This window comes from Methylobacterium sp. E-041 (assembly GCF_022829665.1).
GTDB lineage: Bacteria > Pseudomonadota > Alphaproteobacteria > Rhizobiales > Beijerinckiaceae > Methylobacterium.
The window spans coordinates 70,921-84,854 of sequence record NZ_JAKSYQ010000069.1 but is presented as its reverse complement, the minus strand read 5'-3'; the positions used below and the strand labels follow the sequence as shown (position 1 = coordinate 84,854).

At 70.1% G+C, this 13,934-nt stretch carries 11 protein-coding genes; 8 read left to right on the top strand and 3 right to left on the bottom strand.

The genetic code is table 11. The features are described from left to right. Window positions 1-66 precede the first annotated feature (66 nt). Complete coding sequence (locus tag MKK70_RS06545; protein WP_243946452.1) at window positions 67-717, top strand: class II aldolase/adducin family protein; 651 nt, start codon at window positions 67-69, stop codon at window positions 715-717. A gap of 53 nt (window positions 718-770) precedes the next feature. Here MKK70_RS06545 and MKK70_RS06540 read toward each other — a convergent pair whose 3' ends face one another. Together MKK70_RS06540 and frc are read right to left on the bottom strand one after the other, a co-directional pair. Beyond that, window positions 771-1,703, bottom strand: a complete 933-nt coding sequence (locus MKK70_RS06540) for a methionyl-tRNA formyltransferase (protein WP_243946450.1) — start codon at window positions 1,701-1,703, stop codon at window positions 771-773. A gap of 190 nt (window positions 1,704-1,893) precedes the next feature. Then, window positions 1,894-3,171 (bottom strand): formyl-CoA transferase, encoded by a 1,278-nt coding sequence (gene frc / locus MKK70_RS06535; protein ID WP_243946448.1) that lies wholly within the window; start codon window positions 3,169-3,171, stop codon window positions 1,894-1,896. A gap of 550 nt (window positions 3,172-3,721) precedes the next feature. Between frc and MKK70_RS06530 the strand changes: the two genes are divergently transcribed. The 5 genes from MKK70_RS06530 (at window position 3,722) to MKK70_RS06510 (ending at window position 10,469) form a co-directional block, all read left to right on the top strand. Beyond that, the gene (locus MKK70_RS06530) at window positions 3,722-3,916 is read left to right on the top strand and encodes a hypothetical protein (protein WP_147726389.1); all 195 of its coding nucleotides are present in this window, start codon (window positions 3,722-3,724) and stop codon (window positions 3,914-3,916) included. 159 nt (window positions 3,917-4,075) lie between these two features. Continuing rightward, window positions 4,076-4,342 carry a hypothetical protein gene (locus MKK70_RS06525; RefSeq protein ID WP_147726388.1) on the top strand — a complete coding sequence of 89 codons (267 nt, stop codon included), beginning with the start codon at window positions 4,076-4,078 and terminating at the stop codon, window positions 4,340-4,342. Window positions 4,343-4,364: 22 nt separating this feature from the next. Further along, window positions 4,365-6,203, top strand: a complete 1,839-nt coding sequence (locus tag MKK70_RS06520) for a zeta toxin family protein (RefSeq protein ID WP_243946446.1) — start codon at window positions 4,365-4,367, stop codon at window positions 6,201-6,203. Window positions 6,204-6,528: 325 nt separating this feature from the next. Then, complete coding sequence (locus MKK70_RS06515; protein ID WP_243946444.1) at window positions 6,529-8,889, top strand: TonB-dependent siderophore receptor; 2,361 nt, start codon at window positions 6,529-6,531, stop codon at window positions 8,887-8,889. An 11-nt stretch (window positions 8,890-8,900) separates the two neighbouring features. Then, the gene (locus MKK70_RS06510) at window positions 8,901-10,469 is read left to right on the top strand and encodes a PepSY-associated TM helix domain-containing protein (RefSeq protein WP_243946442.1); all 1,569 of its coding nucleotides are present in this window, start codon (window positions 8,901-8,903) and stop codon (window positions 10,467-10,469) included. A 61-nt stretch (window positions 10,470-10,530) separates the two neighbouring features. On the opposite strand, the gene murI is transcribed toward MKK70_RS06510, so the two are convergent. Continuing rightward, entirely contained in the window at window positions 10,531-11,409 is an 879-nt protein-coding gene (gene murI / locus MKK70_RS06505) for a glutamate racemase (protein WP_243946440.1), read from the bottom strand. A gap of 255 nt (window positions 11,410-11,664) precedes the next feature. Here murI and egtB point away from each other — a divergent pair, with 255 nt between their 5' ends. Beyond that, window positions 11,665-12,927 (top strand): ergothioneine biosynthesis protein EgtB, encoded by a 1,263-nt coding sequence (gene egtB / locus MKK70_RS06500; protein WP_243946438.1) that lies wholly within the window; start codon window positions 11,665-11,667, stop codon window positions 12,925-12,927. A gap of 23 nt (window positions 12,928-12,950) precedes the next feature. After that, window positions 12,951-13,925, top strand: a complete 975-nt coding sequence (gene egtD / locus MKK70_RS06495) for an L-histidine N(alpha)-methyltransferase (RefSeq protein WP_147858613.1) — start codon at window positions 12,951-12,953, stop codon at window positions 13,923-13,925. Window positions 13,926-13,934: the final 9 nt, after the last annotated feature.

The window sequence follows — 13,934 nt, the reverse complement described above, 5'->3', positions numbered from 1 at the left end:
CCGGCACCGTCTTTACGGTGCCGGGCCTTCGCGCATATCGGGGGGAGGGGAACCGGAGGATTGCGGATGGACGCCGACGAGACCAGGGCGCGGGCGTCGGTGGTGGAGGCCGCGCGCGGCCTCGATGCGCAGGGCCTCAACCGCGGAACCTCGGGCAACGTCTCGCTGCGCTGGCGCGACGGCCTGCTGATCACGCCGTCGGGCATCCCGAGCGGGCGGATGGCCCCGGAGGACGTGGTCTTCCTCCGCATGGACGGCAGCTTCGACCATCCCCTGAGCCCGTCCTCGGAATGGCGCTTCCATCGCGACATCCTGCAGGACAAGCCGGCGGTGAACGCGGTGGTGCACGCGCATCCCGACCACGGCACCGCCTTCGCCATGTGCCGCCAGACGATCCCGGCGGTGCATTACATGATCGCGGCCGTGGGCGGTCCGACGATCCGCTGCTCGGGCTACGCCACCTTCGGCACCGAGGAGCTCTCGCGCCTAGCGCTCGAAGCGCTGGAGGACCGCAACGGCTGCCTGCTCGCCAACCACGGCATGATCGCCACCGGCCCCGACCTCGCCAAGGCGTTGTGGCTCGCGGTCGAGATCGAGACCCTTTGTCGGCAATACGCGATCGCGCTGCAGGTCGGCACGCCGGTGGTGCTGCCCGACGACGAGATCGCGCGCAACATCGAGAAGTTCAGGAGCTACGGGCCTCGGCCGACGGCCTGACGCGATCGACGCGTCGGCCGATCGCCAGCGCGCTCGGGTCCTCGTTCCGAGGCTCAGCCGCCCAGGATCGTGCCGACGCTCACGCCGCCGCCTTGCGCGAACTCCACCGCCGAGACCTTCTTGCCGCCCTCGGGCTTCACCTTGAAGATCTCGATCTGGCCGCCCTGCGCGGCGACGCGGATCGAGTCGTCGCCGATCGCGATCACCTCGCCGACCTTGCCCTTCACGCCGCCGAGCGTCCGCACCGGGTGCAGGCGGGCATCGAAGATCTGCAGCTTGGCGCCGTTCACCGTGGTCCAGGCGCCGGGCGCGGGGTTGGCGGCGCGGATCAGGTCGTAGATCTGGTTGGCGTGGGCGCCCCAGTTGATCGTCGCCTCGCGGGCGCGGAACCAGCCCTCGTAGCTCGCGGCGTCCTCGTCCTGGTCGATCTCGATGTGCCGGCCGGCGACGACGAGGTCGGCCGCCTCCAGCATCGCCGCGACGCCCATCGGGAAAAGGCTGTTGAAGTAGACGTCGCCGAGGGTGTCGTCGGCGCCGATGTCGCAGGTCTTCTGCAGGAGGATCGGGCCCTCGTCGAGGCCGTCGGTCGGGCGGAAGATCGTCAGCCCGGTCTTCGTGTCGCCCTTCGCGATCGGCCAGTTGATCGAGGACGGCCCGCGATACCGCGGCAGCAGCGAGGGATGGTACTGGATCGTGCCGTGCTTCGGGATGGTGACGAAGTCCTGCGGCGCGAACTGCAGCACGTAGGCCATGACGCCAATCTCCGCGTCGAGCCCGCGCATCGCGGCCTCCGCCTCGGCGCTCTTCAGGCTCGGGAACTGGAACACCTGCAGCCCCTGCTCGAGCGCCGCGGTCTTGAGCACGTCGGGCTTGGCGCCCTCCTTCTCGGGCGCGCAGAACACGCCGGCCACCGTGTCGCCGCGCTTCAGGAAGGCCTCCAGCACCGCCTTGCCGAAATCCTGCTGACCGATGAAGGCGATGCGCATGGGATCCTCGTCGTTTCGGTGGGATGGTCCGCCTCGACCCGTTCGTCCAGGAGGATGCCGGATGCACGGGTGACCTCGGCCGCCCCGGGATGCTCGCCGTCATCCCGGGCTCTGCGACGCAGCCCCGGGGATGACGGGCGGAGGCGGGTTGGCCCGCTTCCGCCGCGATGGTCGGATGCGATCCGCGGGCCTACTCCGCCGCGATCTTCTCGATCCGTCCGACGGCGCCGGAATGGGCGATCTCGTCGACCTCGGCATCGGTGTACTTGAGGACGCTGCGCAGGATCTCGTCGGTGTGCTCGCCCAGCAGCGGCGAGCGCGTCACCTCGCTCGAGCTCGCCGACAGCTTGATCGGGTTTCCGACGGTCAGGTAGGTGCCGCGCGTCGGGTGCTCGACCTCGACGATCGTGCCGGTCTTGCGCAGCGACTCGTCGGCGGCGATCTCCTTCATCGACAGGATCGGGCCGCAGGGGATGTCGTACTCGTTGAGGATGTCCATCGCCTCGAACTTGTCGTGCTTCATCGTCCAGGCTTCGATGCGCGTGAAGATCTCGTTCAGGTGGGGCAGCCGCGCCTTGGGCGTGGCGTAGCCCGGATCGGTCTTCCAGCCCGGCTCTCCGATGATGTCGCAGATCGGCGCCCAGACCGCGGCCTGGGTGATGAAGTACAGGTACGCGTTGGGATCGTGCTCCCAGCCCTTGCACTTGAGGATGCGGCCGGGCTGGCCGCCGCCGGAATCGTTGCCGGCGCGCGGGGTCGAGTCGCCGAACGGGATGCCCTCGCCGAACTGGCTGTACTCCGTGAGCGGGCCGTGATCGAGGCGCTGCTGGTCGCGCAGCTTGACCCGGCACAGGTTGAGCACGCTGTCCTGCATCGCGCAGTCGACCTTCTGCCCGAGCCCGGTGACGGTGCGGTGGAACAGGGCGGTGACGATGCCCAGCGCGAGATGCAGGCCGGTGCCGGAATCGCCGATCTGGGCGCCGGTCACCATCGGGATGCCGTCGCGGAAGCCGGTGGTGGAGGCCGAGCCGCCGGCGCATTGCGCGACGTTCTCGTAGACCTTGCATTCCTCGTAGCGGCCCGGCCCGAAGCCCTTGACCGAGGCGAGGATCATGCGCGGGTTGGCCTCGTGGATCTTCTCCCAGGTCAGGCCCATGCGGGCGAGCGCGCCGGGGGCGAAGTTCTCGACGAGCACGTCGCACTCCTTCACCAGGCGCCAGAGCACCTCCTTGCCCTTCGGCGTCTTCGAATCGAGCGTGATCGAGCGCTTGTTGTGGTTCAGCATGGTGAAATACAGGCTGTCCACGTCGGGCAGGTCCTGGAGCTGGGCGCGGGTCGCGTCGCCGGCGCCGGGACGCTCGACCTTGATCACGTCGGCGCCGAACCACGCGAGCAGCTGCGTGCAGGTCGGGCCGGACTGGACGTGGGTGAAGTCCAGGATTTTGACGCCTTCCAGGGCCTTGCTCATGGTCTGTCTCTGATCTTCTCGAGTCCGGTGGATCGGGATGCCGGCGATGCCGCCCGGCTTCGAAGGTGTCGCGCCGCGATCCCGTCAGGCCTCATGCCTGGCGGGTGCGCTCGCGCATCGTCAAGTCAATAAAAGTCCGGTGCCGGCCAAGCCCGGCTTGCCGCAGGGTCACGCATGCGCCGACCCGGTGCGGGGCGTCCGAGCGCGCAGGTCCGGCCGCGGCTGCCCGAAGGCCCTCATCACGCCCGAGGGGCATTGCGACGCTCCATCCCTGTTGCCTTGCTCGACGTCGGCCTTGTCGACCGTTGCCGGCAAGATGACCGAAGATGGAATGGCATGCAATATGCCAAACGAAGGCGTCGGTTGCCCCGATTTCCGCTATGCCGGGCCCGCCGATCGGGCGAGCCGACCAAATTTACGATCCGCCTCGACTTGTGCAACCGCAAGATGTCGCCCCTGAAATCGATCGAATTCCGCATTCACGCGGGCCGATTGTTGTTGTCGGCGCAGGCCGCGCAGGGCATCTTGCGTCGTCCGACGGATCGACACGATGAATGTTCCCGCCGCCTTGGCGATCCAATCGCTCCCGTTCGCCTGGCTGGCGCTGTCGACGCGCCGGGGCAACGGGGATGCGTTCGCGATCCTCTACCTCGTCGGCCTCGGCCTCGTGTTGTCGATGATCGTATGGCTGGGCGACCAGGCGGGCTTTGATCAGGCGATCTCGGCCGCCGGCGAGCTCGATTGATCTGGCGGCCCTCGTCGCAGCATTCATCGCGCAGGCCGACGACGTTCGCGGCCGCCCACCTGTCTTTCCAGCAAGGCACTTGGCACGGGCAGGATACGGGTTCATCCTCCCGGTCAAACGACGCTCGATCAACGAGCGAAGACCAACGGAGGTACGCCCATGCTTTCGAGTTCCCGCCTCATCAAGTCGTCCTGGATCGCCGTCGAGGTCACGCAGGAGCGCGCCGAGCGCGTGCTGGTGGTCGAGACCTACATCGCCGTCAGTCCGCTCGAGCGGAACTACGAGGCGGCACAGTACGAGAAGGTCGTGGACTGCGTCCGGCACGTGCTCGCGGCGCATCCCGAGATCGACCGGGCCTCGATCCTGAGCATGCATCGCGGCTCCGGCTGCGCCAGCCTGTTCCGGGCCCCGGCCGAGGCGGCCTGAGCCGGACCCGCGTCGTGATGCGATGAGCGCTTCGGCGGCACCGGCCGGCTACGCCCTGCCGGACGACGGCCTCGTCGGGCGCGGGCCGTGGAATCCCGGCATCGAATCGACGCTGCCGCGGCGTTTCCTGCCGCTGACGACCCTGTACCGCCCCGAGAACGTCGCGACGCCCCTCGCCGAGGCGATGGAGCTTTCCGCCTTCTCGGGCCTGCCGATGCCGGAGATCGTCGCCTTCCGGCCGGATCGCCTCGTCGTGCACGAGCTGCTGATCCGGGTGATGGCCGACCTCTCGGTCCCCGTCGGCGAGACCTACGGCGATCTCGGCGTCAACTTCCGCGCGATCGTCGCCCACATCCTCGCGACCGCGATCGCGCCGCATGCGGACCGGATCGCCGAGACCCTTCGCGCCGTGGCGGACGAGGCGCGCGCCCGGATCGCCGTGGAACTCGACGCGGCTTTCGCGCCGCCCGCGCCGCCGCCCCCTCCGCCGAGAACCTGGCGGCACGTGCTCGGCCTCGCGGCGCCGCCGGCCCCCGTCGCCGACGACGCGCGATCCCCGGAGGAGCGCGCGCTCGCCCATTGCGCCGCATGGTGCGTCCGCGCCGCGGCCAGCGAAAACGCGCTCGAGCTTGCGGCGAGCGCCGCCCTGCACAAGGTCGCGTCGGGGATCGTCCGGCATCGCGGCAAGCTCGTCGGCGACCGCGCCCTGCTTGCGAACCTCGCGACGACGCTCGTCGCCAACGACGAGGGCAGCCGCCGGATCGGCTGCCTGATCGAGCCGTGGTTCGCCGAGGCCGTGGCGCGGGAGGGCTACGTTCCGGTCCGTGCGCAGGCCGCGCCGATCGTGATGAACGTCAAGGGCGCCTCCGCCTCGGGCAAGAGCACGATGCGTCCGCTCCAGCGGGCGCTGGCCCGGCGGCTCGGCGAATCCTGGTCTGATTTCGCGGTGATCACCCCCGATATCTGGCGCAAGTTCCTGCTCGACTACGATTCGATCGGCGATGCGATCGGCTATGCCGGCACGCTCACGGGCCACGAGGTCGAGATCGTCGACCGCAAGCTCGATCGTTACATGGCGCGCAAGGCCCGCGAGGGGCGGATGTCGCATCTGCTGATCGACCGGTTCCGGTTCGACAGCTTCAACGCCGATTCGCGCACGCAGGATGGCAGCCAGTTGCTGACCCGCTTCGGCCACCGCGTCTTCATGCTGTTCATGATTACGCCGCCCGACGCCACCGTCGAGCGCGCCTGGATCCGCGGGCGGATCTTCGGCCGCTACAAGGCGGTGGACGATCTTCTCGCCCACAACGTCGAGGCGTTCACCGGGATGCCGGAGCTGTTCTTCACCTGGGCGGCCAAGGCCGGCAAGCAGGTGCATTACGAGTTCCTCGACAACAGCGTGCCGCAGGGCGAGCGCCCGCGCACGGTCGCCTTCGGCGAGAACGGCGACCTCACCGTGCTCGATGCCGGCTGCCTCATCGACATCGCGCGCTACACCAAGATCAACATCGACGCGCTCTCGCCGGCGGAGGTCTATCCCGACGCCGTAGCCCTGGCGCCGGAACGGAACACCGGCTTCCTGCGCCAATGCGCCCGGCGGCTGCGCTCGGTCCGCTTCGCCGAGGCCGGCTCGGGCCGGGTCTATGCCCGTTTCGAGGCGGGGCGCCTCGCCTGCCTCGACTGCGCCGCGTTCGACCGCGCCTGCCACGATCCGGAGACCCGCGCGGCGCTCGCGGCCTTCGGCGCCGAACGCCCCGAAGCGGAGCCGGTCTCCGACGTGCCCCCCGAGATCCTATCGCAGGACCGGACCGAGACGCTCGGCGCCTGGGTCGATCCGAGCCGGATGACGGTCCCGGCCTGACACGATCCTTCGCGGCGTCGCAACCGTCGGGTGTTACCGATCGGTCACAACGGCCGCTCGGTTTTCATCGTGAGTTATGGCGCGGTGCCGCTGGTCTCCTCCATGGAAACGGTGCCGAAACGGGCTGTTCCCCTAGGGGCGTGATGCTGGCCGCCGCCCGACACCCCGTTCCAGCCTGGAACGTTTCGAAGTTACCCTGGAATGTTTCCATAAGATAGAAATTGTGTTGCCGCGAGAACTTACCGATAACCCGATCACGCCGCCGTGATGCGCAAGTCCACGCGGCGGGTCTCTGCTGTTTCGTGTCGCGTCTAGGGTCGGCAAGATGATTCATTACTGTCCGTCCGTCGTGCGGTCCGCGTCCGCACGTCGGTGCCGCAGCGCTCTGATCGTCGCTCTTCTGTCGACGACATGCGCGATTTCGGTCGCGTCCTCCGCCTCGGCCCAGCCCGCGCAGACGACCGACATCGAGCTCGGCGAGCTGAGCGTCACCGGCGAGGGCGCCGGCCGCAGCCTCGGCGGATCGCTCTACGGTCCCGGCGGCGCGTCCGGTGCCGTGCCCGGCTACGTCGCCAGCCGCAGCACCGTCGCCACGAAGACCGACACGCCGATCGTGGAGACGGCGCAGTCGATCTCGGTGATCGGGCGCAAGCAGATCGAGGATCAGAACGCGCTCACCATCAACCAGGCCCTGCGTTACACGCCCGGCGTCACCACCGAGCAGCGCGGCGGCGCCGGCTCGACCCGGCTCGAGCAGTTCCTGATCCGCGGCTTCAACGCGCCGGTCTTCCTCGACGGCATGGCGCTGATCGCCAGCCGCGACGCCAACGCGACGATCGATCCTTACCGCCTCGAGCGGGTCGACGTGATCAAGGGGCCCGCCTCGGTGCTCTACGGGCAGTCGGGGCCGGGCGGTATCGTCAACCTCGTCTCGAAGGTCCCGCAATTCGTCCGCCACGGCGAGGTCTTCGTCCAGGGCGGCGGCTTCAACGAGGTGCGCGGCGGCATCGACGTCGGCGGCCCGATCCAGTCCGAGGTGCCCTGGCTCGCCGACCAGTTCGCCTACCGCATCGTCGGCGCGGGCTGGAACGGGGACGGCCCGGTGGACACGACGCGGGTCGAGCGCGCCCTGATCAACCCGAGCGTCACCTGGCGGCCCTCCACCGACACCCAGCTGACGATCATCGGCAACTACCAGCGCGATCCGTTCTCCGGCTTCTACGGCGGCTTCCCGGCGGTGGGCACCGTGTTCCCGCGCAGCTTCGGCAGCGGCGTGATCGGGCGACTGCCGGTGAACTTCTACGACGGCGACCGCAACATCGAGCGCTCGGACCGGACCCAAGCGTCGATCGAGTACCTCTTCGACCACCGCTTCAACGAGAACCTGCGCTTCCACTCGGCCGGGCGCTACCTGCGGACGCAGGGCGATTACCGCAGCGTCTACAGCGCGTTCAGCCCCCGCAACGGCCCGTTCGCCACCGGCCCGCTGCTGCCGCGCGCCGTCATCGGCAACATCGTCGCGGCCGAAGCCTACACGATGGATTCGAACGTCGTGGCCAACTTCGACACCGGCCCCATCGCCCACACGGCGCTCCTCGGCGTCGACCACCGCACCTTCAGCACGCGCGCCAGCGGGACGCCGTTCCCGAACGCGCCGGACCTGAACGCGCTCGCGCCGAACTACGAAATGAACATCCCGTTCCCGGCCATCAACACGACCTCGCGCGTCGACGCGCAGCAGACCGGCGTCTACTTCCAGGATCAGATGAAGGTCGACGGCCTGATCCTGACATTGGGCGGGCGCTACGACGTCGCCCGCCAGACCGGCCCGACCCGGTCGTTCACCGCGACGGGAAGCACGCTGACGCTGCAGGACGCGGCCTCCGACGCCTTCACGGGCCGGGCGAGCCTGCTCTACCTGTTCCAGTCCGGCGTCGCGCCGTACGTGTCCTACAGCCAGGCCTTCGAGCCGATCGTCGCCGGCCGGGTGTTCGACACCGCCTTCGGCACCGTCGGGCGCGTGCCCGACCCGCAACTCAGCGACCAGTACGAGGCCGGCATCAAGTACCAGCCGCCGGGCACCGACATCCTCCTCACCGCCGCATTCTTCGACATCCGCCAGTCGAACCGGACGACGGCCGACACCACGCTCGGCCGCCCCACCGGCTTCGTGCTGCAGACCGGCGAGGTCGGCGTGCAGGGCGTCGAGTTCGAGGCGCGGGCGAACCTCACCGAAGGCGTGACCCTGATCGGCGGCTTCTCGCTCCTCGACATCCGCAACGTCCGCGACGACGGCCGGACCGCCAACGACCTCGCGCCCGGGCAGACGGTGCCGCTGCAGGGGCGCCGCCCGGTGCTGGTGCCGGATTCGACCGCCTCGCTTCTGGCGACCTACCGCTTCCTCGACGGGCCGATGCTCGGCCTCGAGGTCGGCGGCGGCGTCCGCTATCTCGGCCCGTCCTGGGGCGACGCGGCCAACACCTTCAAGGTGCCGGAAAGCGTGCTGGTCGACGCCGTGGTCTCCTACGACCTGAAGAACCTCGACCCGACGCTGGCCGGCTTCTCGATGCAGCTGAACGCCAACAACCTCCTCGACGACACCTACGTCAGCGGCTGCAACGGCTACACCAGCTGCTATTACGGGCTGCCGCGCACGGTCTACGCCACGCTCCGCTACCGCTGGTAGGACGCGAAACCATGCGCAACGGCTTCCGGCAATCGATGGCGTGGCTGCACGCCTGGTCCGGCCTCGTCGTCGGCTGGGTGCTGTTCTCCGTCTTCGTCACCGGCACGGCGAGCTACTACCGCTCGGAGATCTCGCAGTGGATGCGGCCGGAACTGAGGGCCGGGGCTCCGCTGAGCCCGGCCGCCCTCGGGCACGCTGCCGACCTCGCCCGCGCCCATCTCGAGGCGCAGGCGAAGGGCGCGCGCAGCTGGTTCATCACCCTGCCGAGCCCGGACCGGCCGACCCTCGACCTGTTCTGGCGCCGCAAGCCCGGCACCCCGCCGGGCCAGGCGATGCTCGATCCCGCGACCGGCGCCGCGGTCGCCGTCCGCGACACCCGCGGTGGCGACTTCCTCTACCGCTTCCACTTCGAGCTCAGCATGGCGCCGCTCTGGGGCCGCTGGTTCGTCGGAAGCTGCGCGATGATCATGCTCATGGCGCTGGTCTCCGGGATCGTCACCCACCGGCGGATCTTCGTCGACCTGTTCACCTTCCGCCGTCACGCCAAGTCGGCGCAGCGCGGCTGGCTCGACGCGCACAACGTGACCGGGGTGCTGGCGCTGCCGTTCCACCTGATGATCACCTATACGGGGATCGTGACGCTGGCGCTGATGTACATGCCCTGGGGCGTCACCACCGCCTATCGCGGCGACGCGCAGGCCTTCTTCGCCGAATCCGGCCAGATCACCGCCGCCCGCCCGCCCGCCGGACGCCCCGCGCCGCTCGCCCCGTTCGGCCCGATGGTCGAGCGCGCGCTCGCGATGAACGCCGAGCCGCTGGAGCGGATCACCGTGCAGAACCCGGGCGACGCCAACGCGACGGTCGTGGCGGTGTTCGAGGAGCCGCATGGCCTGAGGCACCGCCATCCGCAGGTGGCGTTCGACGGCACCAGCGGCGCGGTGATCGAGACCTTGGGCGCGATGAAGCCCGCCGCCGGCACCTTCACCGCGATGGTCGGCCTGCACGAGGCGCATTTCGCCGGGCCGGCCCTGCGCGTGCTGTTCTTCCTCAGCGGCGCGATGGGCGCGGCCATGGTGGCGACCGGGCTGATCCTCTGGACGGTGGCGCGGGTGCCCAAGCCCGGCACCGCGACGCGGGCGCATCTCGCGATGCGGCTGGTGCAGGCGCTCAACGTCGGCACCATCGCCGGGCTGCCGATCGCCATCGCCGGCTACTTCCTGGCCAACCGCCTGCTCCCGCTCGGGATGGCGGCGCGCAAGGAGGCCGAGGTGACGGTCTTCTTCGGCGCCTGGATCCTGGCCACGCTGGTGCCGCTGGCCCTGCCGCCGCGAACCGGATGGACCGCGATGCTCGCGACCGCGGCCGCGCTGCTCGCCGCCGTGCCGGTCGTCGGCGGGCTCGCCACCGGGCGCCACCTGCTCGCGAGCATGCGGGCCGGCGACGCGGCGTTCTACGGGTTCGATCTCACGCTGCTCGGGCTCGGCGCCGCCTTCGCCTTCGCGGCCTACAAGGCGGCGGGGCTGCGCCGGCGACCGCTCGCCGAGCGACCGCGGCCCGGCGCCGTGGCGGCCCAGCACTGATCGATGGATTTCTTGCGGTCGCGCGCCCCGCCGGTCTCGCTGGCCAGGCGGCGGCGCGGCGCTACTGCAGCGTCAGCGGCATCGGGTCGACGCCGATCGACGGGATGCCGCGCCGGTCGAGCGAGGCGCGCAGCGCATCCGTGAGCGTCGCGCCGCCGGTGAAGGCGCCGAGCACCGGGCCCTCGTCCGAGCGCGCATCGCGCGGGGTGCTGCCGAGAAGCTGCGTCACCCGGCGCGCGATGGCGGGCGCCGGATCGATCCAGGTGACGGGCCAGGGCGCGAGCCGCTCGAAGCGGGCGCGCAGCAGCGGGTAATGGGTGCAGGCGAGGCAGACGACGTCGGTGCGCCGGCCGTCCTCGGCCGTGACGAAGCACGGTGCGATCTCGGCGGCGATCGCCGCGTCGTCCACCGGCGTGCCGGCGAGTTCCGCCTCGGCGTAGTTGGCGAGGTTCGCCGAGCCGATCGAGGTCACCGAGCAGGCCTCGGCATAGGTCATGATCAGGTCGCGCGTGTAGGAGCGCGCGACGGTGCCGGGGGTCGCCAGCAGCGTGACGAGGCGTGAGCGGCTGGTCTCGGCCGCCGGCTTGATCGGCGGCACCACGCCGACGAACGGCGTCGGGAAGCGCTGGCGCAGGGCCGGCAGCACCAGCGTCGAGGCGGTGTTGCAGGCGATGACGACGAGGTCGGGCCGGTGCGTCGCGATTAGGCGCGCCATCACGTCGAGCACGCGCTGGATCAGGACCGATTCCGAGAGCCGGCCGTAGGGGAAGGCCGCGTCGTCCGCGGCGTAGACGTAGCGCGCGTCGGGCCGGGCCCGGCGCACCTGCTCCAGCACCGTCAGGCCGCCGAGGCCCGAGTCGAACACCAGGATGGTGGGCTCGGGCGCCGCGCGCAAAGCCGCCGCCGACAGGCTCGCTCCGGCCATCAGATCGATCCGCATCAGAACGCGTACCCCAGCATCAGAGCCCCGCAGTCTTGGACGAGAGGGTTAAGGCCATCTCACTGCGGCTGCAAAAAGGCTCGGGGATCGATCAACCGCGTCGAGCGGCCCCGCTCTACACAGACTTGCGGCGCGTCGGCCGGCGTCGGTGAGCCTATTGCGAACTGAATCGTCGCGCTGCCGTTGTCGGCTGCGCCTTCGGCCATATCTCCATCAACCGCGACCGGCGGATCAACGGACGACGGGAGGACCAGCATGGCTGCGACGGCGACACTTCGCGAGACGGACGCGCCCGCTCAGGCCTTCCCGCCGCCGCCCGTCTCCGCCCGGCCGGTGGACCGGGACGCCTGGATCGCCGCCTTCCGCTTCGTCCGCGCCGAGACCGAGCGCCGTGCCACGCCGCTGTCGCCGGAGGATCAGCAGGTCCAGTCGATGGCCGATGCCAGCCCGACCAAGTGGCATCGCGCGCACACGACGTGGTTCTTCGAGCAGTTCCTGCTGCGCGAGCACCTGCCGGGCTACCACATCCACGACGAGCGCCTGCACTACCTGTTCAACTCGTACTACGTCGCCGCCGGCCCACGTCAGCCGCGGGTGATGCGCGGGCTGATCACCCGGCCGACCACCGAGGAGATCGCCGGCTACCGCGCCCACATCGACCGCGCGGTCGAGACGTTGCTGGCGCAGGCCGCGCCGGGCGCGCTCGAGGCGATCCTGCCGATCCTCGAGATCGGGCTGTTCCACGAGCAGCAGCACCAGGAACTGCTGATCACCGACATCCTGCACGCCTTCGCGCAGAACCCGCTGCATCCAGTCTACGACGCCGAATGGCGTTTTCCGAAGGCGGCCAATCGTTCCGGCACGATCGACCTGGCCCACGGCATCCATCAGGTCGGCCATGCCGGCGACGGGTTCTCGTTCGACAACGAGCATCCCCGGCACGACAGCCTGGTCCTGCCCGTGTCGATCGACCGGGCGCTCGTCACGACCGGCGACTGGCTGCGCTTCATGGAAGATGGCGGCTATTCCCGCCCCGACCTGTGGTTGTCCGACGGCTGGCTCGCGGCGCAGGCCGAGGGCTGGGAGGCGCCGGGCTACTGGCAGCCGGGCGAGCCGGGCTGGACCTGCATGACGCTCGGCGGCCGGCGCCCGATCGATCCGGCGCAGCCCGTCACCCACATCAGCTACTACGAGGCGGATGCCTACGCCCGCTGGGCCGGGCGCGACCTGCCGACCGAGTTCGAATGGGAGGTCGCCGCCCGCGACGGCGGGCTCGACGACGCGTTCGGCCTCGTCTGGCAATGGACCCGCAGCGCCTACACCGCCTACCCGGGATATCGCCCGCTGCCGGGTGCACTCGGCGAGTACAACGGCAAGTTCATGTCGAACCAGTTCGTGCTGCGCGGCTCGTCGGTGGCGACGCCGGAGGGTCATGCGCGGCTGCCCTACCGCAACTTCTTCTATCCGCATCAGCGCTGGCAATTCACGGGCCTGCGCCTCGCGCAGTCCCGCGCCTGACGTCGCATCCCGGAGTACCGCGCGTGACCATCAAGCCCGTCTTCGCAGACGCGACGCCGCTCGCCCACTTGCCCGACGACCGGGCGTTCCTCGAAGACGTGCTGGCCGGGTTCGCGAAGCCGCAGAAGACCCTGCCGGCGAAGTACTTCTACGACGCCGTCGGGTCCGACCTGTTCGAGCAGATCACGCGGCTGCCGGAATACTACCCGACCCGGACCGAGCTCGGCATCCTCGACATGCGAGGCGCCGAGATAGCCGCCGCCCTGCCGCGCGGCGCCGCGCTGGTGGAGTTCGGCAGCGGCTCGACCGTGAAGGTCCGTCGCCTGCTCCGGCACATGCCGGACCTCGCGGCCTACGTCCCGGTCGACGTGTCGGAGACGTTCCTGCGCAGCGAGGCGGCCGCGCTCCAGGGTGATCATCCCGCCCTGCGCATCGCGCCGATCGCCGCCGACTTCACCCAGCCCTTCGCCCTTCCGCACGACCTCGGCGACGCCCCGCGCGCCGGGTTCTTCCCGGGCTCGACCATCGGCAACTTCGAGCCCGCGGAGGCCGCCCGCCTGCTGCGCCAGTTCGGCGACGTGCTGGGGGAGGGCGCGACGCTCGTCGTCGGCGTCGACCTCGTCAAGGACGCCGCGGTGCTCGAGGCGGCCTACGACGACGCGGCCGGCGTGACCGCCGCGTTCAACCTCAATCTGCTGACCCGGATCGATCGCGACCTGTCCGGCACCTTCGCCGCCGCCGCGTTCGCGCACCGGGCGGTGTTCAACCGCGCGGCCTCGCGGATCGAGATGCATCTCGTGAGCCGCGCCGACCAGACGGTGACGGTGGCCGGACACGCCTTCGCCTTCGCCGAGGGCGAGACGATCCACACCGAGAACAGCTACAAGTACACGCTCGACGGTTTTCGCGCCTTGGCGGCGGAGGCCGGGTGGTCGCCGGTCACGGTGTGGACCGACCCCGAGAGGTTGTTCTCGGTGCATGCCCTGCGCTTGGGATAGGGGGCGGCT